The sequence below is a fragment of the Paraburkholderia sp. genome (genome assembly GCF_036488795.1).
GTDB lineage: Bacteria > Pseudomonadota > Gammaproteobacteria > Burkholderiales > Burkholderiaceae > Paraburkholderia.
The window spans coordinates 1-22,245 of sequence record NZ_DASXHA010000003.1 but is presented as its reverse complement, the minus strand read 5'-3'; the positions used below and the strand labels follow the sequence as shown (position 1 = coordinate 22,245).

21 protein-coding genes are annotated in these 22,245 nt (G+C 62.4%); 9 read left to right on the top strand and 12 right to left on the bottom strand.

What is annotated here, in order from left to right; genetic code table 11:
* Window positions 1-444 precede the first annotated feature (444 nt).
* The 5 genes from VGH41_RS00475 to aspT (VGH41_RS00455) form a co-directional block, all read right to left on the bottom strand.
* Window positions 445-1,674, bottom strand: coding sequence for a pyridoxal-phosphate-dependent aminotransferase family protein (locus tag VGH41_RS00475; RefSeq protein WP_331595338.1), 1,230 nt, complete (start codon window positions 1,672-1,674; stop codon window positions 445-447).
* A 135-nt stretch (window positions 1,675-1,809) separates the two neighbouring features.
* A complete protein-coding gene (locus tag VGH41_RS00470) occupies window positions 1,810-2,139 on the bottom strand; it encodes a hypothetical protein (RefSeq protein ID WP_331595337.1) in 330 nt (109 codons plus the stop codon).
* A gap of 530 nt (window positions 2,140-2,669) precedes the next feature.
* Complete coding sequence (locus tag VGH41_RS00465; protein WP_331595336.1) at window positions 2,670-4,319, bottom strand: bifunctional aspartate transaminase/aspartate 4-decarboxylase; 1,650 nt, start codon at window positions 4,317-4,319, stop codon at window positions 2,670-2,672.
* 99 nt (window positions 4,320-4,418) lie between these two features.
* A complete protein-coding gene (gene aspT / locus VGH41_RS00460; RefSeq protein ID WP_331595335.1) occupies window positions 4,419-6,104 on the bottom strand; it encodes an aspartate-alanine antiporter in 1,686 nt (561 codons plus the stop codon).
* A 138-nt stretch (window positions 6,105-6,242) separates the two neighbouring features.
* Window positions 6,243-7,925, bottom strand: a complete 1,683-nt coding sequence (aspT, locus tag VGH41_RS00455) for an aspartate-alanine antiporter (RefSeq protein WP_331595334.1) — start codon at window positions 7,923-7,925, stop codon at window positions 6,243-6,245.
* A gap of 556 nt (window positions 7,926-8,481) precedes the next feature.
* Here aspT (VGH41_RS00455) and VGH41_RS00450 point away from each other — a divergent pair.
* The gene (locus VGH41_RS00450) at window positions 8,482-9,489 is read left to right on the top strand and encodes a LysR family transcriptional regulator (RefSeq protein WP_331595333.1); all 1,008 of its coding nucleotides are present in this window, start codon (window positions 8,482-8,484) and stop codon (window positions 9,487-9,489) included.
* 30 nt (window positions 9,490-9,519) lie between these two features.
* A complete protein-coding gene (locus VGH41_RS00445; protein WP_331595339.1) occupies window positions 9,520-10,518 on the top strand; it encodes a 2-hydroxyacid dehydrogenase in 999 nt (332 codons plus the stop codon).
* A 10-nt stretch (window positions 10,519-10,528) separates the two neighbouring features.
* On the opposite strand, the gene VGH41_RS00440 is transcribed toward VGH41_RS00445, so the two are convergent.
* Window positions 10,529-11,053, bottom strand: a complete 525-nt coding sequence (locus VGH41_RS00440; protein ID WP_331595332.1) for a plasmid fertility inhibition factor family protein — start codon at window positions 11,051-11,053, stop codon at window positions 10,529-10,531.
* 178 nt (window positions 11,054-11,231) lie between these two features.
* Between VGH41_RS00440 and VGH41_RS00435 the strand changes: the two genes are divergently transcribed.
* Both VGH41_RS00435 and VGH41_RS00430 read left to right on the top strand, forming a co-directional pair.
* On the top strand, window positions 11,232-12,077 hold the full coding sequence (locus tag VGH41_RS00435; RefSeq protein ID WP_331595331.1) for a crotonase/enoyl-CoA hydratase family protein: 846 nt from the start codon (window positions 11,232-11,234) through the stop codon (window positions 12,075-12,077).
* A gap of 254 nt (window positions 12,078-12,331) precedes the next feature.
* Complete coding sequence (locus VGH41_RS00430) at window positions 12,332-13,498, top strand: MFS transporter (RefSeq protein ID WP_331595330.1); 1,167 nt, start codon at window positions 12,332-12,334, stop codon at window positions 13,496-13,498.
* Window positions 13,499-13,597: 99 nt separating this feature from the next.
* Here the strand turns inward: VGH41_RS00430 and hmgA are convergent, their stop codons facing one another.
* On the bottom strand, window positions 13,598-14,953 hold the full coding sequence (hmgA, locus tag VGH41_RS00425) for a homogentisate 1,2-dioxygenase (protein WP_331595329.1): 1,356 nt from the start codon (window positions 14,951-14,953) through the stop codon (window positions 13,598-13,600).
* A 309-nt stretch (window positions 14,954-15,262) separates the two neighbouring features.
* Between hmgA and VGH41_RS00420 the strand changes: the two genes are divergently transcribed.
* On the top strand, window positions 15,263-16,087 hold the full coding sequence (locus VGH41_RS00420) for an EAL domain-containing protein (RefSeq protein WP_331595328.1): 825 nt from the start codon (window positions 15,263-15,265) through the stop codon (window positions 16,085-16,087).
* Window positions 16,088-16,126: 39 nt separating this feature from the next.
* Here the strand turns inward: VGH41_RS00420 and VGH41_RS00415 are convergent, their stop codons facing one another.
* Window positions 16,127-16,912, bottom strand: coding sequence for an IclR family transcriptional regulator (locus VGH41_RS00415; RefSeq protein WP_331595327.1), 786 nt, complete (start codon window positions 16,910-16,912; stop codon window positions 16,127-16,129).
* Between the two features lie 126 nt (window positions 16,913-17,038).
* Between VGH41_RS00415 and VGH41_RS00410 the strand changes: the two genes are divergently transcribed.
* The gene (locus VGH41_RS00410) at window positions 17,039-18,229 is read left to right on the top strand and encodes an acyl-CoA dehydrogenase (protein WP_331595326.1); all 1,191 of its coding nucleotides are present in this window, start codon (window positions 17,039-17,041) and stop codon (window positions 18,227-18,229) included.
* A gap of 169 nt (window positions 18,230-18,398) precedes the next feature.
* Here VGH41_RS00410 and VGH41_RS00405 read toward each other — a convergent pair whose 3' ends face one another.
* Window positions 18,399-19,037 (bottom strand): peroxiredoxin, encoded by a 639-nt coding sequence (locus VGH41_RS00405; RefSeq protein ID WP_331595325.1) that lies wholly within the window; start codon window positions 19,035-19,037, stop codon window positions 18,399-18,401.
* A 356-nt stretch (window positions 19,038-19,393) separates the two neighbouring features.
* Between VGH41_RS00405 and VGH41_RS00400 the strand changes: the two genes are divergently transcribed.
* The 3 genes from VGH41_RS00400 (at window position 19,394) to VGH41_RS00390 (ending at window position 20,753) form a co-directional block, all read left to right on the top strand.
* Window positions 19,394-19,696 carry a DUF883 family protein gene (locus VGH41_RS00400; protein ID WP_008919742.1) on the top strand — a complete coding sequence of 101 codons (303 nt, stop codon included), beginning with the start codon at window positions 19,394-19,396 and terminating at the stop codon, window positions 19,694-19,696.
* A 112-nt stretch (window positions 19,697-19,808) separates the two neighbouring features.
* Window positions 19,809-20,195: a phage holin family protein gene (locus tag VGH41_RS00395; protein WP_331595324.1), complete on the top strand. Its 387-nt coding sequence runs from the start codon at window positions 19,809-19,811 to the stop codon at window positions 20,193-20,195.
* A 93-nt stretch (window positions 20,196-20,288) separates the two neighbouring features.
* Window positions 20,289-20,753, top strand: a complete 465-nt coding sequence (locus VGH41_RS00390) for a DUF3318 domain-containing protein (RefSeq protein ID WP_331595323.1) — start codon at window positions 20,289-20,291, stop codon at window positions 20,751-20,753.
* Between the two features lie 90 nt (window positions 20,754-20,843).
* Here VGH41_RS00390 and VGH41_RS00385 read toward each other — a convergent pair whose 3' ends face one another.
* From VGH41_RS00385 to VGH41_RS00375, 3 genes are all read right to left on the bottom strand, one after another.
* Window positions 20,844-21,272: a type IV pilin protein gene (locus VGH41_RS00385; RefSeq protein ID WP_331595322.1), complete on the bottom strand. Its 429-nt coding sequence runs from the start codon at window positions 21,270-21,272 to the stop codon at window positions 20,844-20,846.
* A 41-nt stretch (window positions 21,273-21,313) separates the two neighbouring features.
* On the bottom strand, window positions 21,314-21,928 hold the full coding sequence (locus VGH41_RS00380) for a hypothetical protein (RefSeq protein ID WP_331595321.1): 615 nt from the start codon (window positions 21,926-21,928) through the stop codon (window positions 21,314-21,316).
* On the bottom strand, window positions 21,925-22,245 hold a 321-nt coding region (locus tag VGH41_RS00375; RefSeq protein ID WP_331595320.1), incomplete at its 5' end, for a PilW family protein. The genes VGH41_RS00380 and VGH41_RS00375, both read right to left, overlap by 4 nt.

The following is a 22,245-nucleotide window of genomic DNA, read 5'->3' as shown; positions in this document are numbered from 1 at the left end:
AGTTGTTCGATGTCGATGACGCGGAAATCCGCCGTCGGCTTGCCGATCGGCGCGAGCCTCTCAATGCCGAGAATATCCGTGGAAATCGCCTGTAGCAGCGCGAGGCGTTCGTCGTGCGCGATGTTTGTGGTGTTGCTCATTTGGTACCCCCAGTACAGGCGGGGCGTGAAGTCTCACATGAGAGATCACTAATGCCCTATCAACCTTTGACGTGCGTCAGCGTTCAGTTGTAATAATAGTAAGAAAACGCGCATCAAGGCCGTGGCGTGCAGTCGCATATTGAAGCTCTACTCCAATAATCGGATGGCTTCAGCGACGATCCGACACCTAAAAGTGGCAAATTGCGTCAAACCGGCCGGAACAATGAACAACCGGTGATGTGAACGCCACGTCGAGCGCGGGGCGGTCGCCCCGCTCACCCGCGCTCTCTTTCGCACACCGGTGTTACAGCGCCGCCGCTCCTCGGGAACCACCTGAGAGCGATTTCTCCAACGCCGCGACGCCCGCCGGCAAATCGACCGGCACGCCCAGATCCAGCACCGTGCGCCCTAACGCGTGAAGCGTGCGGAACAAGTTGTGTTCGCGGCACTGCTCGCCCATCTGACCAATCCGCACGATCGGCAGGCCGAACGAACCCGAGATTTCCACCTGATGCTGCCGCGAGATATGCCCGCAGATATCCGCTGGGCTCAGGCCGGCCGGCACCTCGATACCGACCACCGAATTCAGCCGGCACTCACGCGGCGTGTACAGCTGCAAACCGAGCGCCGTGACGCCTTCCTGCAGCGCCACCGAACACTTCAGATGCCGCGCGAAACGCTTTTCCAGCGTCTCCGCGCACACGAGGCGCAGCGCCTCGTGCAATGCCAGCACGCCCGACACCGGTGCCGTGTAGTGATAGCCGGCGTTGTGCCAGAAATTTTCCGCGAGCGAAGCATCGAGACACCAGTGCGCGTTCGGCGCGGTGCGGCCCTTCACCCGCTCCCAGGCCGCATCGGAAAACGCAATCAGCGACACGCCCGGAATCGACGACAAGCCCTTCTGCCCACCGGTGATGACGGCGTCGATACCCCATGCGTCCATCTCGAGCGGCATGGTGCTCAGGGTGCACACGGCGTCGACGATCACCAGCGCGCCGGCCGCCTTCGCCAGCGCCGCAATGTCCTTCAGATGATGATTGACCACCGTGTTGGACGTTTCGCCCTGCACGATCGTCACGATCTCCGGGCGCTCGCGCCGAATCGCCTCGGCTACCTGATCGAGGCTCGCCACTGCGCGGTCCGCCACATCCAGCGTGGCGACCTGCGCGCCGACGCGCCGTCCCATTTCGGCCATCCGCTCGCTGAAAAAGCCGTTCTTGATGCTGAGCACGCGCGTGCCTTGCCACGCGAGATTGGAGATGGCCATTTCCATGGCTGCCGAGCCGGGTCCCGCCACGCCCAGCACCCATTTCGAACGCGTCTGGAATACGTAGCGCGCCATCGTCTTGACCTGCCCGATCACCTTCACCATCGTGCCGCCCAGGTGATTGATGACGACCGTGTTGGCCTTGGCGACGGCGGCGGGAATCGGCACGGGGCCGGCGCCCATCATCAGCAGCGGTTCTTCGGGGAGGATGGCGTCGAGCGATTCGACGTCCGGACGAGGTACAGGCGTGGACGTGGTGGTTGGCATGATCGGTACAGTGAGAGTCAGTGTCATTGACGTGCTGAAGGTGCAAGCGGCCTCGCCAACATTGAAGCTGGCGAGGCCGCCTTTTTTGATCATTCCCTGAACCGCGCGATTGTGCAAGTTTTTTGACAACCTCGATCAAACCGTTTGTTTGCTTCGGATGCTGCAGCGACTAGGCTCTGGCGGACAGCGTCTGGAGCCGACCAGCAATAGCGCCGTGTGAAGAGAATTGGAACGCGCGGCCGCAAAGCCGAGAAACTCCTGCGACTCGGAGAGCAGAACCTCGTCCCACATTCCGTCGACATCACAGCAGAGGCAGCGTCTGATGCCGAGCATCGCGCCGTCGATACGCAGATTCACGACGATCTCGTCGATGCAGTCGATCAGCCTCACGGCGCCGCCCATATCGACGATGCACACGACATCGCCAATCCGATGCGTGTCCCACCTGGCTTTAAGGCTGGACATCGCAGCCTCCTTTGGGTACTGGAAAAACACCCGGTTAACGCTTCAATTCGATCAGACTGGTTATCTAATAATCGGCGCAGCGACCGCAAATTTCAATGCAGGCGAAGTCGACGAATTAAGCGAAATTCCGAAATATTGCATTCAATACGACGGTATTAACAATCTGGGCGATTGTTCACAGGGATGCAAGAAATCGCACCGCACCACCCTATCCGACGTGGATACCGGTTTTTAAAATCCCCGCAACCGCGTTTCATCAGGTCAATTTTTCTTCATACGACATTCTTTGTCAAGTATATTTGACACCATATAAATTCGGATCGATTACCTTTATATTTTATATAGCCATTTATTTGCAGTTTTCTTTCATAACAAATACATATTATTTTTATACATCGCGATATTGGCCGTTTCTGTCAACAATCCAAACCATCAGGCCGTCGATTCACCCTAAAATCCAGCGCGCGCCGTGGCAGGAAAAAGCCCGCGCGGCCTGCGAAAGCCGGGCGGGCCCGCGTTACCTCGAAACGTTATTTCACCGCATGTTTATCGAGCTTTTTGCCCGTCGCCGCATTGAAGCGTTCGACATACTCCTCGATCAGCTCGCGCATCGCGCGGCCGATCTGACGGTAATCGGACTCGTTGAGATTCGCCAGTGACACGCGCCCCGACGGGTGCTGCGTGCCGAACCCGCGGCCCGGCAACAGCACCACCCGCGCCTCGCGTGCAAGACGGAACAGCAATTCGGACGGTTCGGTGTTCTTGAACAGCCAATCCACGAACTCGCGTCCGAACATCCGCTCGCCGAGAAATTCGATATCGAGAATCGTGTAGTAGTCGACCTGATTCGGATCGTCATCCTCGAACGAGATGCCGACTTCCTCGTAGAGCGCCTGTTTGCGCTTGCGGATCAGACGCTTCAACGCGTTCTTGTAGGCGTCCGGCGTGTCCATCAGCGAGAACAGGGAGAACAGCACCATTTGCACCTGCTGCGGGGTCGACAGACCCGCCGTGTGATTCAGTGCGACGGTGCGGCTGTCCGCCACCAGACGGTCGATGAACTTGAGCTTGTCCGGCTCAGTCGTGATGGACTCGTAGCGGTGATGCAGTTCCTTCTTCACGTCTTTCGGCAATTCGCCCAGCAGCTTGTCGAGCACATTGTCGCGATGCGTGGCGATGGCCCCGAGGCGCCAGCCGGTCGCACCGAAATACTTCGAGTACGAGTACACGAGGATGGTGTTGCGCGGCGCCAGGGCGAACAGCGAAACGAAGTCGTCCGCGAAGGTGCCGTACACATCGTCCGTCAGCAGGATCAGATCGGGGCGTTCCTTGACGATCTCGGCAATGTATTCGAGGCTCTCGTCGTTGATCTTCACTGAAGGCGGATTGCTCGGATTGACGAGAAAGAAGGCTTTCACCTTCGGGTCACGCAGCTTGTCGAGTTCCTTCTTCGAATACTGCCAGTTGTTTTCCACGCTGGCTTCGAGATTCACCACGTTGAGCTGGTAATCGTTCAGGCGCGGAATCTCGATGTACGGCGTGAAGATGGGCATGCCGAGCGCGATCGTATCGCCGGCCTTGATCAGGCGGTTTTCGCGCATCGTGTTGAAGATGTACGTCATGGCCGCGGTGCCGCCTTCCACCGCGAAAATGTCGAACTCGCCAACGAAGGGATGCTTGCCGATCATCTCGCGCCGCAGATACTGCCCGACGATGATCTCCGAGAGCTTCAGCATGCGGTCCGGCACGGGATAGTTCGAAGCCAGAATGCCTTCGCACACTTCATACAGGAAGTCGCCTGCCGAAAGTCCGAGTTGATCGCGCACATACGACACCGCGCCGCGTAGAAAGTCGATACCTGGTACCCCTTTGTTTTCGCGCAGGAACAGGTCGAAACGCTCGGTCAGCCCTTCGCGGCGTGGAAAGCCACCCACGCCTTCCGGCATGAATGCAAACGAACGCTCCGATTCGCGCATCGCAAACAGGCCGAGCTGCCAGAACCCGTGACGTGGAATAATCGCGAGGAAGTTCGGGTTGCCGCGGCCGGCGTTGAGCATCGCCACGTTCGCCGGGCGCTCTACCGCGCTGCCGCCTGCCGCCTTGATCAGTTCATCCTTCAGTTCGAACGGGCTGAGTGCTGCGAGCTTCGCCCGCTCGTTGTCGCTTTTGCCTTTTGCCATGATGCGTTCTCCAGTGCGAGGGTGAAATGCGCCGGCGTGAGGCGCACCGTGCGGCGGCGCCGGCGTGAAGGAATGCAGTGACGCGAACTGCGTGCCGCGCTAGACGAGCCCCACGACGAGTGGGCCCAGCAACGTCAGCGCCACGTTTGCAATTGCATAGGTGATGGCGAACGGCACGGTGGGCACCGCGCTTTCCGCCTTGTCGAGCACGCCGCCAAAAGCCGGATTCGCACTGCGCGAACCGGACAGCGCGCCGGCCAGCAGCGCCGCATTCTTGTAGCCGAGCACGTAGCGACCGAACAGCATGGTCAGCAGCAACGGGAACAAGGTGACGAACACGCCGAGCAGAAAGATCGTTATACCCAGCTGTTTGATCGTAACCACCGCCTGCAGCCCGGAATTCAGACCCACCACCGCGACGAAGGCGGCCAGCCCGAAATCCTGCAGCAAGCGCGAGGCGGCGGGCGGCATGACGCCGTACATCGGATGCTTGCCGCGCATCCAGCCGAACAGCAAGCCGGCGAGCAGACAGCCGCCGCCCGAGCCGAGCGTGAGCGGAATACCCGCGACGTTGACCACGATCAGACCGATCAGCAGACCGAGCACCAGACCGACGCCCATGTAGATGAAGTCGGTCTTGTTGGTGTACGGCAATTCGTAGCCGGCGGCATCGACTGCGCGCCTCGTGTCTTTCGGCGAGCCGTAGAACGTGATCACGTCGCCGTGCTCGAGCTTCGTTTCCGGCAGGATGGGCAGCGGCTGGCCGGCCCGCGTCGCGCCTTCGATAAAGACGCCATGGCGCAAATCACGATCCACGTTGGCACGCACCTCGGCGATCGTCGTGTGGTTCATGCCTTTGCGCGTGAAGACGCCCTGGCGGGTCTGCATCACGACGCTGACGTCGCCGGTCTCCGCAAGCTCGTCGCCAATCACGCTCCACAGGCCCACCACGCCCTCGCGACGGCCGACCACCAGCACCACGTCCTCTTTTTCCAGCACGAGATCAGGCGTTGGATCGAGCGCCTTGCCGTTACGCCGGATGCGTTCGATGGTGACGAGATCGTTCTGACTCAGTTCGATCTCCGAAACTTTTCGCCCCGCACCGGTCTGCACGCGGTACGCCCGGCCCACCATGTCCGGCAGCGCGGAGAGTTGCCCCGCGGCACGGGTGGGCGCGCTGCCCGCCAGATCGCGCTCCGCTTCGAGCGCCGCCGAGCGCAAGTCCTGCCCCATGAACTTCGGCAGGATATTCACGCAGACGATGATCGCCCCGAGCGAGCCGAACACGTAAGTCACGGCATACGCAATGGCGACGTCGGACTGCATCGACTTGATCTGATCGGCTGGCAAGTCGAGACGCGCAATCGCATCGCCCGCCGTGCCGATGATGGCCGACTGCGTCAGCGCGCCGCCCGCGAGCCCCGCGGCGAGCCCCTTGTTGAGATGAAACAGCTTGGCGCAGATCAGCACCGTGATCAGCGCCGACGCCGCGAGGAAGATCGCCATCGCAATCTCACGCAGCGTCTTGCGGCTCAGTGAATTGAAAAAGCCCGGACCCGAGTCGTAGCCCACCGCATAGATGAATACGGCAAACATGACTGACTTCACGCCGTTGTCGATCGTGACGCCGAACTGGCTGATCACCACCGCCGCGAGCAACGATCCACCCACGCCGCCCAACTGGAATTTGCCGAAGTTGATCTGGCCGATGTAGTAACCCACCGCCAGGGAGAGAAATAGCGCGATTTCAGGTGACTTATGAAAGATGTTGTGTATCCAGTCCATCGTGCCCTCGCTATGAATGGTGGCCCACTAACTTCGTGTAATTGCCGGCGGAGGTCGTGGCATCGCCGCCCGCGGCCCTGACTGCGCTAACTCGTACGGCCGGCGCGGCAACCGGATGCCGCGCGGCGCGTGTGCGGTTCATCCGAACTTGCCGGCCAGCCCGACGACCACGGGCCCCATCAACGGCAGCAGGATGTTGGAAAGTGCGTAGGTGATCGTGTAGCCGATCACCGGCGTCGAATTACCCGTGACGCCGACCAGCGCGCTGATGGCGGGCGTGCTGCACTGCTGCCCGGCGATCGCGCCGAGCAGCATCGGCGCCTCCAGTTTGAGGAACGCGCGGCCGATCCACAGCGACAGCATCCCAGGCACCAGCACCATCAGGATGCCGACGAACGGCAACGCAATGCCGTACTCCCGGACCAGCTTGATGGCGTCGGGCCCAGCCGAGAGCCCGACTGCCGCGATGAAGGTGGCCAGTCCGAAGTCCTTCAGGATCTGCGCTGCTGCGGACGGCAGCGAGCCGATCAGCGGATAGCGCGAGCGGATCCAGCCGAACAGCAGTCCGGACAACAGACAACCCCCACCCGTACCCAGCGCAACCGAGACGCCGCCGATCTTGCCGCCCAGATGCCCGATCGCCATCCCGACCAGCACGCCCAAGCCGAGATAGACGAAGTCGGTCTTCTGCGTGGCGGGCAGCACGTAACCGAGCAGGCGCGCGCCGCGCGCCACGTCCGCTTTCGCGCCCACCAGGGTCAGGACGTCGCCGCGGTTCAGCTCGGTGCCGGGCAACGCGGGTACCGTCGTCTCCAGACGTGTGACCGCGGCGATGTAGACGCCGTGCCCCTCTTCGGGCGTGGCCCGTTCGCGGAGCTGCCTGACCGTCAGGCCATGTGCCTCGCGGCGCGTCAGCACGACGTCCACTCGTTCGGCGATCAGGGCATCGAAACGTCGATCGGCCACTTCCGTGCCGATTGCCGGCGCGGCCGCGACGAGCGCCTCGCGTCGTCCGGCGACCAGCGCGATGTCGCCCGCGGCCAGCATCAGATGTGCCTCGAGCGGCAGCGTTACGCCGTCGCGTTCGACCTGCTCGACCGTCAGATTGCAGTTGAAGCGCTGTTCGAGCGCCGCGAGCGTGACCCCGGCAGCCTGCGCCACACGGAATACGCGGCTCACCAGCGCGGGCGCGCCGAGGCGCTGACCTTCATCGAGCGCGCCGTCGCCACCGAGCTTGTGCCACACGCGTTCGGCTTCCTCGCGCAGATTGACACGCAGCAGCAATGGCGCGAACTGGCTGGTGAACAGCACGATGGTGATCAGCCCGAACAGGTAGCTGACGCTGTAGGCCGTGACGATGTTGGCCTGCAAGCGGGTCGTTTCGGCATCCGCGAAACCCAGCTTGCCAATCGCTTCCGAAGCCGTCCCGATGACGGCCGATTCGGTCGCGGCGCCCGCCAGCAATCCCGCCGCCGTGCCCACGTCGAGCCGCAGCACGACCACCGCGATCATCACCAGCACCAGCACGGCGACGATTTCGACGACCGACAGCAAGCCATAGCGCCAACCCCGTCCGACATTGGCGAAGAACTGCGGACCACCCGTAAAGCCCAGCGCAAAGATGAAAAGTGCAAAGGCAATGTTTTTCAGATCCGGCGCCAGCCGTGCGCCGCTTTGCCCCAACAGCAATGCGACGATCAAGGTGCCGCACACGCCGCCGAGCTGAATCGGGCCGATCTTGAATGAACCAATGAAATATCCAAGCGCGAGGCTCGCAAACAGCGCGATCTCCGGTTGCGACCTGAGCAATTCGCTGATCATGTTGTAGTTCACCGCTATACAGTAGATTCGAAAAATATAAGGAAAAACGACCTTGAAATTTCTATAAATCTATTCTCTGCATTTACCACAAAGGCGCAAGCGGAACCTGCCGGATTGCGATCGGCCTGTTTCAGTCGGAATTTATTGCACCGTGATGACACGCCGGGCACCCGGCTCCAGATGCATTATTGCGACGGCCCGGTGAAAGAGCGACCGGCTGTTGATCTGCGCTGAATTGTAGAAACGCATCGCTTCCTCGGAGAAGTTGTCCAACAACCACGAAAAGGCATTATTCAAACAGACGGTCAGTGCTCGTTATTAATCTAATTAGGCAGATTCGGTCAATGATGATTACTGAACTAGACAACTTGTAAATTCTTCGCACGCCGAGAAAATTTGCCGGCCACCATCAATAGATATTGTAATAGCGAGTAAGAGTCAATATTATTTTCAAACAGAGGGAACACTCCACAGGCTTTCACGATTCCCCATTTGACCGGAACGCCGCTGGAACACATAGCCGGCGCGACTTTCCCGAACTGAGAGGCGAATAGCAATGAACCAGATTCATGCAATGCGCGTTTTCGTGAGAGTGGCCGAAGCAGAGAGCTTTCGCCGCGCCGCCAAGCAACTCGCCGTGTCGAATGCGCTCGTCACGCGGTCCATTGCCACACTCGAAGCCCATCTGAAGACTCGTCTGATCAACCGTACCACCCGCAATCTGGCCTTGACCGAAGCCGGTGCGCGCTATCTGGAAGGCTGCCGCGGTCTGCTCGAAGAACTCGATCGCCTCGAAAATGCCCTTGCCAATACCCACACCGAACCTGGCGGCACATTGCGCCTCGTCGCCTCCGGCGCGCTCTCGCTACTGTCGCTCACGCCCTTGCTCGATAGCTTCCGGCGGCTTTATCCGAAGGTCAAAGTACGTCTGACCATCAGCGAAGAGCGGGTGGACCTGCTGGAGGACGGTTATGACGTCGGCATCGTCACTGGCTTCACAGCTGCGGAGCACGAACTGGTGGAACGGTCTATCGGCACGCATTCGCTGGTGGTGTGCGCCGCGCCCGGCTACCTCGCCGAGCATGACGAGCCGCGCACGCCCGAGCATCTCGCGCTGCATGCGGTCATCGCATTGCCGAGCGAACAACGCAGCGCGGCATGGCATTTCACCGGACCGGAACGTCGTGCGCATGAAGTCGTTCTGCAGCCCGTCTACACCGTCAACAGCACGCCGATGGTGCGGCTCGGCGCGCTCGCCGGCATGGGCATCGCCATCCTGCCGTGGCAGATGGTCGCCGACGATCTGGCGACCGGTGCCCTGAAGCGCCTGATGGCCGATCATAGGGTGGACGACCCGGATCTCAGGATATCGATCATCTACCCGAACCGTCAGTTCCTGCCCGCCAAAACCCGTTCGTTCGTCGACCATACGCTCAAGCATTTCGGCCTCGGCGCAGCCGCGGCCGCTGATGCACCGGACCTCCCGGTGAGCTCCGCGGCCATCGCGGCGGCGGCGCGCATCGAAGAGCGGCTGACCAGCTTGCGGGTGCTTTCGGAGCGCTAAACTATGGGTTCGCCGTTTCCGGAGAAGCCCATGCGCATGATCCTGTTCAGCAGCCGCCAATACGATAGCGATACGTTCGACGAAGCGAATGCGACGTATCGCTACGACCTGCACTTTCAGGAATCGCACCTCGATGCCGAAACTGCGGTCCTCGCGCATGGCTATGAAGTGGTCTGTCCGTTCGTCAACGACAGCGCCGATGCAAGCGTGCTCGCGCGGCTGCACGAAGGCGGCACGAGGCTGATCGCGCTACGCTCGGCGGGTTTCAATCATGTGGATCTGGCTGCGGCTCAAGCGCTCGGCATCACGGTCGTGCGCGTGCCGGCGTACTCGCCGCATGCCGTCGCCGAACATGCAGTCGGGCTGATCCTCGCGCTGAACCGGCGTCTGCCGCGCGCGGCGGCACGCACGCGTGAAGGCGACTTCTCGCTCAATGGCCTGCTCGGTTTCGACCTGCACGGCAAGACGGTCGGCGTGGTCGGCACGGGCATGATCGGCCGGGTGTTCGGCCGCATAATGGCGGGCTTCGGCATGCAGGTCCTTGCGTACGACCCGGGCACGCCGGCCGACGACCTGCTCGCGCTCGGCGCGCGCTATGTGCCGCTGGATACGCTGCTTGCCGAGGCGGACGTCATCAGTCTGCACTGTCCGCTGCTGCCGGCCACCTATCATCTGATCAATGATGCGGCACTCGCGAAGATGAAGCGCGGCGCGATGCTGATCAACACCGGGCGCGGCGGACTCGTCGAAAGCAATGCGCTGGTCGGTGCGTTGAAGAGCGGCCACCTGGGCAATCTGGGACTCGACGTCTACGAAGAAGAAGGCGGTCTGTTCTTCGAAGATCACTCGAACCGGCCGCTGCAGGACGACGTGCTCGCGCGGCTTCTGATGTTTCCGAACGTGATCGTGACCGCCCACCAGGCGTTTTTCACGCGTGAGGCGATGAACGAAATCGCGCAGACGACACTCGGCAACGTGGCGGCCTGGCACGACGGCACGCCACGCAATGTGGTGCTGGCACGAAGCTGAGCCTGGTCTGCTAGCGCGCCGGGTTTTCCTTGGTCGCGCGAATCGCGGTGCGGGCGTCGTCCGCCGCGCCGCACACTTCGCGCAGCAACGCCGCCTCCCGCTCATGCACTTCGACCGGAAACCAGCGCGCGCCGGCATCGGCCAGGTAGCGCGCGCGATGCTGGCCATTGCGGAATGCCACCACCCCTTCACGTTCGAGACCCAGCCATCCGAGCAGGCCCGGCGCGCGGCGCGTCGATACCGTGACATACGGCATCTGCGGAACGCGCGGGTTCTCCGGATCGAGGAACTCGCGGATGCCGCGTACTTTGCCCGAGTGCCACTCGTTGACAGGTTTCAGAACATAGTCGGTGTTATCGCGATCGGCGCAACACAGGAGCCTGCGGGCATCGACGAGCACGACCTGATGTCGCGTACCGTCGGCAACGAACACGCGCTTTAGCCGCACGTGATCGTACCAGGGGTGTTCAGGCAGCGGAACGATCCATACGGGTTCCGCGCTGGACGGATCGGGGCTCGACGGGGGCGATGACATGGACAAGGACAAGTGCAAACTCGTTGAGCCGGAGCACACGCTCCGACACGTTAAAAAGATCGCTTACGCTACGGTTCGCACGTGAAAAATATATGACATCTTCACGCATTAACCGGACCGCATAGAACCGCGGATCCAGCAACGCCGTCGACGCTTCCGGACGGCCACGGAGACAGCCATGACTACGGACAACCTCGCGGAAAACCTGAACGAAAGTTTCGGTGATCACGTCAGGATCGAAGCGCGCCATGCGGTTGCCACCATCGTGCTGGACCGGCCGGCTTGCCGCAACGCTGTGGACCGGCCGACCGCCGATGCGCTCAGCGCCGCCTTCGCACGCTTCGAAGCCGAACCCGCGTGGCGCGCCGCAGTGCTGTTCGGCGCAGGCGGCACGTTCTGCGCGGGCGCCGACCTGAGCGCGCTCGCCGACGATACCCGCCGCAACGAACTGCACGCCGACGGTGGCGGCCCGGGACCGATGGGCCCCACGCGTATGCCGTTCACCAAACCCGTGATTGCCGCTATTGCAGGATACGCCGTCGCGGGTGGTCTGGAACTGGCGGCGATGTGCGATCTGCGGGTGCTCGAAGAAGATGCCGTGCTGGGTGTGTTCTGCCGGCGCGTGGGCATTCCGCTAATTGACGGCGGTACCATCCGCCTGCCGCGGCTGATCGGACTCTCACGCGCGCTGGACCTGATCCTGACCGGGCGCGCCCTCGACGCGCGCGAAGCCCTCACTTTCGGTCTTGCGAACCGCGTGGTGCCCACCGGCACGGCGCGCGCGGCAGCCGAGCAACTGGCGGCGGAACTGGCCGCGTTTCCACAAGGCGCGCTGCTGGCGGATCGTCGCTCGGCCTTCGAAAATAGTCCGCTCGCCGATCAGCAGGAAGCCTTGCGGCGTGAAGGCGCCGGTGGATATGAAGTCGTGTTCAGCGAAGGCATGGCGGGCGCGTCGCGATTTGCCGCCGGGGCAGGCCGCCATGGCGCCGAATTTTCTGCCCGCCGGTCGGCAGGAAAAGCCTGAATCGTCACGCCGATGTTCCGGCTCACTCCGTCAGCTCCGGTGTTCATTTAAGCCTTGAATTCAGGGCCGATTCATGCGCATCGGTTACGCACGCACCGCTCGATTCTGCAAAAAACAACACTTCGCTGACACCCCACCTGCGCAGATTTGTCTTAGGTAGAATCCCCTACTGCCTTACCCTGGCGGCGCCCGCGTTTTGCTTCGAAACGTGCGCCGGCTACGCGCATCGCGCGAATTCGTCTGACCTCCCCATCATGCCTTTGCCCCTGCTTGCCCTCGCCGTTGCCGCGTTTGGAATCGGTACCACCGAGTTCGTCATCATGGGGCTGCTGCCCGACGTCGCGCGCGACCTCGCCGTATCGATCCCGGCGGCCGGCATGCTGGTCTCGGCGTATGCACTCGGCGTGACGATCGGCGCGCCGATCGTCGCCATCGCGGTCGCCAACATGCCACGCAAGAAGGCACTGATGAGCCTGATCGGCGTGTTCATCGTCGGCAATCTGCTGTGCGCCGTGGCGCCCGGCTACGCGGTGCTGATGGGCGCGCGCATCGTCACGGCGTTTTGTCACGGCGCCTTCTTCGGCATCGGCTCGGTGGTGGCGGCCGGACTCGTCGCGCCAAACCGGCGCGCGCAGGCCATCGCGTTGATGTTCACCGGCCTCACGCTTGCCAATGTGCTGGGCGTGCCGCTCGGCACCGCGCTCGGCCAGGCGGTCGGCTGGCGCGCCACGTTCTGGGCGGTGACCGGCATCGGCATTCTGGCTGCGGCGGCGCTGGCCGTCTTTCTGCCCGCGAAGATCGACATGCAAAAGGCCAGCCTCGTGCGCGAGTTCGGTGTGCTGAAGAATCCGCAGGTGCTGATGGTGCTCGGCATCAGCGTGCTCGCTTCGGCTAGCCTCTTTTCCACCTTCACCTACATCACGCCGATTCTCGAAGACGTCACCGGCTTCACGCCGCACGCGGTCACGCTGGTGCTGCTGCTGTTCGGCCTCGGTCTCACGGTGGGCAGCACGCTCGGCGGCAAGCTGGCTGACTGGCGCCTGATGCCGTCGCTGGTGGCATTCCTGCTGGCCATCGTCGTGGTCCTGACGGTCTTCGCCGGCACCATGCATTCCGCCGTGCCCGCGATGATCACCATCTTCGCGTGGGGCGTGCTCGCGTTTGCAATCGTGCCGCCGCTGCAGATGCTCATCGTCGATCGCGCGAGCCACGCACCGAACCTTGCGTCGACGCTCAATCAGGGCGCCTTCAACCTGGGCAACGCGACGGGCGCGTGGCTTGGCGGCATGGCCATCGGCGCGGGTGCGCCGCTCACCACGCTGCCGTGGGTCGGGGTGGCCGCCGCTCTCGGCGCGCTCGGTTTGACGCTGTGGTCTGCATCGCTGGAGCGCCGCACCCAGCGCATGGCAGTGGCCGGCTAACCGGCTGGCGCGCGCCGAGCAGCGCGGCGTGTACCGCGTCGCGTAGCACGGCCAGCCTGCCGAGACGCGTCGCGCGCGGCCTGAAGACGCTCGCGGCGCCTAGCGTTGCTGCGGGTTGAAATGCTTCTTCAGACCTTGCCAGCACTCGTAGTAATGCGCCTGCAATTGCGCTGTTTCGAGCGCAAAACGCGTCGGCTTGATCAACGTACGCGTTTCGAACATGAAGGCCAGGGTGTCGCTGACTTTCCTCGGCGTCGAGGTATCGCTCTTGGATGCTTTTTCGAAAGTGTCCGCATCCGGACCGTGGCCCGACATGCAGTTGTGCAGGCTCGCCCCGCCTGGCACAAAGCCCTCGGCCTTCGCGTCATACACGCCGTGCACGAGACCCATGAATTCGCTCGCCACATTGCGATGAAACCAGGGCGGCCGGAAAGTATCTTCAGCGGCAAGCCAGCGCGGCGGAAAAATCACGAAGTCGAGCGAATCGACGCCGGGCGTGTCGCTTTGCGACTGCAGCACGAGGAAGATGGACGGATCCGGATGATCGAAACTGATCGAACCGATGGTGTTGAAGCGGCGCAGGTCGTACTTGTACGGTGCGTAATTGCCGTGCCACGCGACAACGTCAAGCGGCGAATGGCCCATCTCCGCGCGCCACAGATTGCCGTTCATCTTCGCGACCAGTTCGAACGCGCCCTCGCGGTCTTCGTATGCGGCGTGCGGCGTCAGAAAGTCGCGCGGATTCGCGAGGCCGTTTGAGCCGATCGGCCCGAGATCCGGCAGGCGCAACAAGGCACCGAAGTTCTCGCAGAGGTAGCCGCGCGCCGTACCGTCGGGCAAGGTCACGGCGAAGCGAACGCCGCGTGGAATCACGGCAATCTCGAACGGTTCCACCTCGAGGCGCCCAAGTTCGGTCGCGATGTGCAGGCGCCCTTCCTGCGGCACGATCAGCAGTTCACCATCGGCGCTGTAGAAAAAGCGCTCCTCCATCGAGCGGTTCGCCGCATACAGATGGATTGCGCAACCTTGCATTGCCTCGGCCGAACCGTTACCGGCCATCGTCACCCAGCCGTCGATGAAATCGGTCGGCTCGGCGGGCATCGGCAATGCGTCCCAGCGCAACTGGTTGGGCGGCGTCGGCGGCACGTCATGAAAGTTCGCCACCAGCCGATGCGGCGGCACAGCCGTGAACGGTCGATGCATCGCCGCCGGGCGGATCCGGTACAGCCATGAACGGCGATTGTGGCCGCGCGGCGCAGTAAAGGCCGTGCCCGACAACTGTTCCGTGTACAGGCCGTACGGCGCACGCTGCGGCGAATTACGTCCTTGCGGCAGGGCGCCCGGCAGCGCTTCGGTGGCGAATTCGTTGGCGAACCCGGACTGGTAGCCCGGTTCGATCTCTTGCCGCGCACGGTTGTCCGCGTGGGTACTTGCGGAACTACGTGTGATGTCCATCCAGATACTCCGTGGTAAGGCCGGGCAGTAGACCGGCACGGCGGCCGCGTGGAACGGCGCGCCGTTCGACGCCTCGCGACACGCATGACGAAGAGCGCGCCCAGGACTTCTCCACCCTAGGCTGTCGTTGATTTACGAATCGTAAAACGAATTACGAATAGTGAAATCAACGTTAACCCTGCGTCATCGGTACGAACCCCGATATGGTTATCAGCATTTTGTTCATGTCGCGGCGGTGCGGACTGCTACCATCGTTGAATGCGGCGAGGGCCGCGCTTTGATACGAAAGACCTGCCACCCCCTTCATTCATGATCCCCCTGACCGTTCCTCAACTCGTCGCCCGTGCCGCCGAACATCCGTTTCTCGGCGAGCATCTGGCGTTGGGCGAAGGCCTTTATCACGACGCCGCGCTCGCGCATTTCGACGGCCTGACACTGGCAAGCGCCTACGAGCCGATCTTCGATATCAGCGTGCATGCGCTTGCCCAGTCGTTGTCGTCGGCGCCGGAAAGCGTGGATCGTTTCGGTGATGAGCTGGGCTTTCAGGCGGTGACCTTGCGTCTCGACGGCGAGCCGTTCGATCCGTTCGACCGCATCGAGGACGACCCGGAACTGGTTGCACTCGACCGCATGTCGCGCGCGCTGCACGCGATCAACTTCTTCGGCACGCAACGTCATGGACTGCTGTTTCTGCGGGTTCATGAGCGCTTGCTAAAGAGCGTGAAGTACGACCACGGGCGGCACTTCTCGACCGTGCTCGTGTCGTTCGGACTCAATCCGTCGCGTATCGTGATCGAACTGCCGGCGGCGGCGGTCGCGCATCGCACGTTCCTGGGTTATCTGACCAAGAGCTATCAGCGGTACGGGTTCAAGGTCGCCGGCAATCTGCCGAACGCGGGACAGATCCTGTCGGTTTCGGACATGGCGCGGCTCGATTTCATCAAGATGGATGCGGCACTCGCGTTGCGCGACGGCATGGTGAAGCCGCTGGTGGGCTATGCCAACCGGCTGAGGATTCCGTTGATCTTCAACCGGGTAGCGAGCGAGGCGCAGTTCGACCTGCTCCAGCAGTACGACGTGCGCTTCGTGCAGGGACCGCTGTTCGCTGTGCATAGTCATGACGGGGCGGTTTGAGGGTTGGCTTTAACGGCCGGGTTTGATGCCCGCCCCGCGCTAGCCCGTATCGCCCAGGCGCCGGGCGAGCGCCTTCAGACGCGGCGCGACGTTCTCGCGAAACACGTTTTCATCCATTGACGAGGCCGGCCCGCTGCAACTCAGCACCAGCCAGCGCCCATCGCGCGGCTCGCGAAACGGCACCGCGACCGCGTTCACGTCGTCGTGCCAGTCCCTGAACGAGTAGCAACAGCCTTCCCGCGCGAACGCTTCAATTTCCTTCACCGCGTCGGCGACGAGCGCCGCGCCCTGCTTGCCCGCCGCCTTTTTCAGTTCAGCCAGTAACGGGGCCCGCACATCGGACGGCTGCACGGCCAGATACGCGCGGCCCATTGAACTGGTGAGCATCGAGAGCTTCGATCCCGACGCGAGCCCGAGCGTCAGCGCGGTCTCGCTGCGAATCGTCTCCATGTAGATCATGTCGAGCCCGTCGCGGCATCCCAGCGAGACCGCCGCGCCCACCTCACGCGCGAACGTGCGCATATGCGGCCGGGCCAGTTCCAGGGTGTCCGTGCCCGACAGCAGGGCGAAGCCCAGTGACAGCACCCCGGCGTCGAGCGCATATTTGCCGGGCGTCTCATCAAAACGCAGGTAGCCGAGCACCGTCAGCGTGTATGCGAGACGGTTGACCGTCGCCTTCGGCAACCCCGTGCGCTCGACGAAATCCCGGTTGCCGAGCAGCGTCTCGCCGGGCCGGAACGCCCGCAACAGGTCAAGGCCGCGGGCGAGCGCGACGACGAATTTGCGCTCGTCGAGCGGCTCAGGCGGGGTGGATGCAGGCGTCATCGGGTGATACACTCGGGTGTCATTTGCAAAACATTGTTTCGCACAGCGGAACCAAAGTCAAGCAGACGCAAGCAGCGTCATTTATTGCAGCACGTCATACGAGATTCGATTCAGGAGATACGCACCATGGCCGACGCCGCGCAGTTTCACTGGGAAGACCCGCTGTTGCTGGATCACCAGCTCACCGAAGAAGAACGCATGGTGCGCGACGCCGCCGCGGCCTACGCGCAGGACAAGCTCCAGCCGCGCGTGCTCGAAGCGTTCCGCCATGAAAAGACCGACATCGAAATCTTCCGCGAAATGGGCGAGCTCGGTCTGCTCGGGCCGACCATTCCCGAAGAATACGGCGGCCCGGGTCTCAACTATGTGAGCTATGGCCTGATCGCGCGGGAAGTGGAACGCGTCGACTCGGGCTACCGCTCGATGATGTCCGTGCAGTCGTCGCTGGTGATGGTGCCGATCTACGAATTCGGCTCAGACGCACAAAAATCGAAGTACCTGCCGAAGCTCGCCACCGGCGAGTGGATCGGCTGCTTCGGCCTGACCGAACCGAATCACGGCTCCGATCCGGGCAGCATGGTTACGCGGGCCAAGCAGGTCGACGGCGGCTTCTCGCTGTCGGGTGCGAAGATGTGGATCACCAATTCGCCGATCGCCGACGTGTTCGTCGTGTGGGCCAAGCTCGAGGAAAACGGCAAGGACGCGATTCGCGGCTTTATCCTCGAAAAGGGCTGGAAAGGCCTGTCCGCGCCCACCATTCATAGCAAGGTGGGCTTGCGCGCGTCCATCACCGGCGAGGTCGTGATGGACGAAGTGTTCGTACCGCAAGAGAACATGCTGCCGAAGGTGAGCGGCCTCAAAGGCCCGTTCACCTGCCTGAATTCGGCGCGCTATGGCATTTCATGGGGCGCGCTCGGCGCAGCGGAAGCCTGCTGGGGTACCGCGCGCCAGTACGTGCTGGACCGCAAGCAGTTTGGCCGGCCGCTCGCCGCCAACCAGTTGATCCAGAAAAAGCTCGCCGACATGCAGACCGAAATCACGCTCGGGCTGCAGGGCGTGCTGCGCCTTGGCCGGATGAAGGACGAGGGCACCGCCGCCGTAGAGATCACCTCCATCATGAAACGCAACTCATGCGGCAAGGCGCTGGATATCGCGCGGCTTGCACGCGACATGCTCGGCGGCAACGGCATCTCCGACGAATTCGGTATTGCGCGGCATCTGGTGAATCTGGAAGTCGTCAATACGTACGAAGGCACCCACGACATTCACGCGCTGATTCTTGGACGCGCGCAAACGGGGATTCAGGCGTTTTTCTGAGTGTGGTTCTGCGTGCTGTTCTGCGTGCTGTTCTGAGAGCGAAGATGAGAAACCCCGCCGTCCGGGCAGGAGCGGCGGGGTTCGTAGCGGGCAAGTTCAGCGCAAACCCAAGGCCAACCCGATGAGGTTGGCCTTTTCTTTTACGCCGGCCTGACAGTGCTGCTTTCGCCTACTTGTTCGGCTGCGGGGTCATGCGCAGATACGGACGCAAAGCCTTGTAGCCCTTGGGGAATTTCTGCCTGATCAACTCTTCGTCCTTCAGGGACGGCACGATGACCACGTCGTCACCCTGCTTCCAGTTGCCGGGCGTGGCGACCTGATAGTTGTCGGTGAGCTGGAGCGAGTCGATCACGCGCAGAACTTCGTCGAAATTACGACCGGTACTGGCCGGATACGTGATGATCAAACGCACTTTCTTCTTCGGGTCGATCACGAAAAGCGAGCGCACCGTCAGCGTTTCGTTCGCATTCGGGTGGATCATGTCGTAAAGCTCGGAGACCTTGCGGTCGCCGTCAGCCAGAATCGGAAAGCCGACGCTGGCCGCTTGCGTTTCGTTGATGTCCTTGATCCATTCCTTGTGCGACTCCGCATTGTCGACCGATAGCGCGATGGTCTTCACATTGCGCTTCTCGAATTCGCCGGCGAGCTTTGCCGTCAGGCCGAGTTCGGTCGTGCAGACCGGCGTGAAGTCCGCCGGATGCGAAAACAGCACGCCCCAGCTATCGCCCAGCCATTCGTGGAACTTGATCCGGCCAATGCTCGATTCCTGTTCGAAATCCGGCGCGATGTCGCCAAGACGCAGACTCATAATGATCTCCTTGATCCGATGGGTTGGAGGGGCCGCCGAGGCTCATGCCCGCGGTACTCCGCAAATTTAGAGCATACGGTAGCGTGCGCACAACCTCCAACCAACATCGCGTCGCAACTTTATGAGTTTTTGTAATTTTCATTGGAATGGAGGAAACTTTGCGGGACAGATCAACTCCATCGTGATCTGGAATCTGGTATCCCCGTGCCGGGCGAACGGAGCACGCGCCTGTCGCCAACCCGGGAACAGATCGTGCGATAGTGTGAGCGTCAGTTTTTGGCGGGTACGCAGCGCGCTCGCCAGCGGCCGTTTCTTTGGTTACGATTCACGCGTGGCATACAAGAAGGGAGCTGTAAATGTCGGAAGTCAACAAGGAGAGATTGATGTCGGATATCAAAACCGTCCTCGCGGACGCTGAGGACCTGCTGAAACAGGCCGCGAGCGCCACCGGCGAACGCGCTTCCGAACTGCGTGAAACGGCGCTTACGCGCCTGAAACAGGCCAAGGAGAAGGCGGCCGACGTGCAGGTGGTGGTCGTCGAGAAAGGCAAGAAAGCGGCTCGCGCAACCGACGACTATGTCCATGAGCATCCGTGGGCGTCAATCGGTATTGCGGCAGGTGTCGGCGTACTGGTCGGCCTGCTGATCAATCGCAAGTAATACCAGTGGGCGTTGCCGGAGGGGTTTGCCGGCTCGCCGCTGACACAGGTTGACCGGCGCATCTGGCCGGTCCGCTTCTTCAGGCGCATCTCTCGCGCAACGCTCTCACGCCATGACGATCGACACACAATCGCAGCGCGCGGAACACAGTCCGTTGCGCCGCATCTTCGGTTCCGTGTTTGCAATTCTGCAAACACGGCTTGAATTGATCGGCATCGAACTCGCCGAGGAAAAGGATCGCCTGCTGGGCGTGCTGTTTCTCGGACTTGACGCGATGATGCTCGCCACGATGGCCCTGATCGCGCTGACGGCACTCGTTGCCATTGCGTTCTGGGACACCTACCGGTGGCAGTCGCTGGCCGGCATCACCGTCGTCTACGCGATTGCTGCCTTGGTGTGCGCGTTGAAGGCGCGCAACGGCCTGGTGAATTCGCCTATCGTGTTCGAAGCCACCCTGGCCGAGTTCGAGAAGGACCGCGAGATTTTTCGCAAGCCGTGAGGCCGGGCCGGGTACGGCCGGTGGACCCGGTCGCCGCCTCTGCCGTTGTTCCGCGCTGTTCTGACGTCTAACCTTGCCGCCGATCTTCACGCTATGAGCTCAAGCCACTCCGATACCGCCTTTCGCAACAAACGCCGGCCTTCCCGCGACCTGAGCGCGCCACACCTGCGGGCGTTGCGCAAGGAACTGCTGCTGGTGCGCGCGGACGTCGAACGCATGGAGCTGGCACAGGCCACGGTCGATTTACGTCAGGCGGTCACGCACTTCAGCTGGCTCAAGTTTGTGGTGCCAGGCTTTGCCGGAATGCGCTTCGGTTCCGGCAAGGGCGCCGGCGCGGGCATCGGGGCGTTGCTCAAGCAATATCCATTGCTGAGTTCCATCGCGTCACTGCTGCTTGCCAAACCATTGCGGGCGACCGTAGCGGCCACCGCCAAGCCGGCCCTCAAGTGGGGCAGCCTTGCGCTCGCGGCATGGGAGGCATACCGCATCTGGCAACAGATGAAGAAGGATTCACGCTCGGCGCCCAATACGACGGATAGTGCCGATAGCGGCGGTTGACGTTTTGCCAAGGTCTTCCAATGGCTTTCCCATAGTTTTCCATTGGTCTTCCCATGGCTTTCCTGTGGCCGAAGGCGGCCCACAAAGAATTCACCGCGTATTCCAGCAGGTATCAGCTTCCCCCATCACGGCTCCATCCACTGAGCGATTTGAACGCAAGCCTGTCGCGTCGAGTACGAAGGTCCCGCACGCGTCGTCGCGCATGGGCCCCGACTCGACCGGGTGCGCTTCCACCGCGTAGCCGCCGTTAGCATCATCAGCGGGCAAAGTACGCAGCCGGTACACCGCTGTCCCGAACGATGGCGCCTGATCGAGGCCAGGCGGCAACGGAACCGTGTCGCCTGGGGTGCCGGCTTCGATGAACTGCGCCGCGCGATACAGCGCGGACGCCGCATCGACCCGATGCGAACGTGCAACATGGCTGCGATACGAAGGCACCGCGTACATCACCAGGATTGATGCGATCGCCAGCGCAATGACCAGTTCGAGCAGAGTAAAGGCAGATGCATTCGACTTCATGCCAAGCCTCCGGGAAAACGTTCATATATGGCCCCGCTCATCTAAAACGGCCGCGCAGCGACCCGCCGCCAATGCCGCTCAACCGTATCGCCGTCCACAACCAGCTCAACTTGCAGCCATGCCTGCGACTCCTCGTTGCGGCCGAATCCGCGCGCTGTCACCAGATAGGCAGGAACTTCGGGACGCGCGCTCAAACGCCAGGCTTCCACCAGGCACTGGGGCGGCCGAGCCGACCCGGGCCACTGGGCAAAGGGGGCAAACGCACCTGCTGCAAATGCCGCGGCCAGTTTCCACGTGACCGGTTCAGTGCCATTGGCGACGCGGGCCGTAACCGGCGCGGTACCCGCTAGCACCGCTTGCGCGCAAATGGTCAGCGCCGAGTCGGCGGCGTGGAACGCCTGCAGCGTGTCGCGCAAGTCGGCGACGCCCCGTGCCGCTGCCAACGAAGCCTCGAACCACGCGGCAGACGTTGTCAGCATCATCGACGCGATCAGCAGCACCACCGGCAACGCGGTACCGCGAATCCGCGCAACGCGGCCGCCGGGAAGGGTGCGTCCAGCACGCTGCCCGCGTCCCGCCCCTCGCAGCTCCGGACAACCATGTGCCGATCTCCGTCCCTTCGCAAAGCAGCCGCGCCTTGTATGCCCGAGCGTCATGGCCCGCTCCCCTCATTGTTGCGGATGGCCACGCGCCGCCAGAATGCCTGGCGCACGCGCATATCCGCGCCTGTCGCGCTCACGCCGTCGCAATCGACATAGCGCGTACGACGGCCCTGTGGCGCACCGCGCACCAGAACGCACAGGTCCACCGCGACGACGTCCACCCACTGGCCGGCCGCGAGCGCGGATGCGTCGAGGGCACTTTGAGCCCCGGCTAGCCAGTACCTGACCCGCAGCCGCTCGACACCCTCAACCAACGGCTGCGCCGAGCCGACCTTGCCGCTACCCTCGCAATACAGCTCGGATTCCCCGGT

What these genes read in the sequence shown, in the direction of transcription:
- VGH41_RS00465 (WP_331595336.1), bottom strand. Translation starts at nt 4,319, where the DNA reads ATGGCAAAAGGCAAAAGCGACAACGAGCGGGCGAAGCTCGCAGCACTC.
- VGH41_RS00385 (WP_331595322.1), bottom strand. Translation starts at nt 21,272, where the DNA reads ATGAAGTCGAATGCATCTGCCTTTACTCTGCTCGAACTGGTCATTGCG.
- VGH41_RS00390 (WP_331595323.1), top strand. Translation starts at nt 20,289, where the DNA reads ATGAGCTCAAGCCACTCCGATACCGCCTTTCGCAACAAACGCCGGCCT.
- VGH41_RS00395 (WP_331595324.1), top strand. Translation starts at nt 19,809, where the DNA reads ATGACGATCGACACACAATCGCAGCGCGCGGAACACAGTCCGTTGCGC.
- VGH41_RS00405 (WP_331595325.1), bottom strand. Translation starts at nt 19,037, where the DNA reads ATGAGTCTGCGTCTTGGCGACATCGCGCCGGATTTCGAACAGGAATCG.
- VGH41_RS00410 (WP_331595326.1), top strand. Translation starts at nt 17,039, where the DNA reads ATGGCCGACGCCGCGCAGTTTCACTGGGAAGACCCGCTGTTGCTGGAT.
- VGH41_RS00380 (WP_331595321.1), bottom strand. Translation starts at nt 21,928, where the DNA reads ATGACGCTCGGGCATACAAGGCGCGGCTGCTTTGCGAAGGGACGGAGA.
- VGH41_RS00415 (WP_331595327.1), bottom strand. Translation starts at nt 16,912, where the DNA reads ATGACGCCTGCATCCACCCCGCCTGAGCCGCTCGACGAGCGCAAATTC.
- aspT (WP_331595335.1), bottom strand. Translation starts at nt 6,104, where the DNA reads ATGGACTGGATACACAACATCTTTCATAAGTCACCTGAAATCGCGCTA.
- VGH41_RS00470 (WP_331595337.1), bottom strand. Translation starts at nt 2,139, where the DNA reads ATGTCCAGCCTTAAAGCCAGGTGGGACACGCATCGGATTGGCGATGTC.
- hmgA (WP_331595329.1), bottom strand. Translation starts at nt 14,953, where the DNA reads ATGGACATCACACGTAGTTCCGCAAGTACCCACGCGGACAACCGTGCG.
- VGH41_RS00440 (WP_331595332.1), bottom strand. Translation starts at nt 11,053, where the DNA reads ATGTCATCGCCCCCGTCGAGCCCCGATCCGTCCAGCGCGGAACCCGTA.
- VGH41_RS00450 (WP_331595333.1), top strand. Translation starts at nt 8,482, where the DNA reads ATGAACCAGATTCATGCAATGCGCGTTTTCGTGAGAGTGGCCGAAGCA.
- VGH41_RS00445 (WP_331595339.1), top strand. Translation starts at nt 9,520, where the DNA reads ATGCGCATGATCCTGTTCAGCAGCCGCCAATACGATAGCGATACGTTC.
- aspT (WP_331595334.1), bottom strand. Translation starts at nt 7,925, where the DNA reads ATGATCAGCGAATTGCTCAGGTCGCAACCGGAGATCGCGCTGTTTGCG.
- VGH41_RS00475 (WP_331595338.1), bottom strand. Translation starts at nt 1,674, where the DNA reads ATGCCAACCACCACGTCCACGCCTGTACCTCGTCCGGACGTCGAATCG.
- VGH41_RS00420 (WP_331595328.1), top strand. Translation starts at nt 15,263, where the DNA reads ATGATCCCCCTGACCGTTCCTCAACTCGTCGCCCGTGCCGCCGAACAT.
- VGH41_RS00430 (WP_331595330.1), top strand. Translation starts at nt 12,332, where the DNA reads ATGCCTTTGCCCCTGCTTGCCCTCGCCGTTGCCGCGTTTGGAATCGGT.
- VGH41_RS00435 (WP_331595331.1), top strand. Translation starts at nt 11,232, where the DNA reads ATGACTACGGACAACCTCGCGGAAAACCTGAACGAAAGTTTCGGTGAT.
- VGH41_RS00400 (WP_008919742.1), top strand. Translation starts at nt 19,394, where the DNA reads ATGTCGGAAGTCAACAAGGAGAGATTGATGTCGGATATCAAAACCGTC.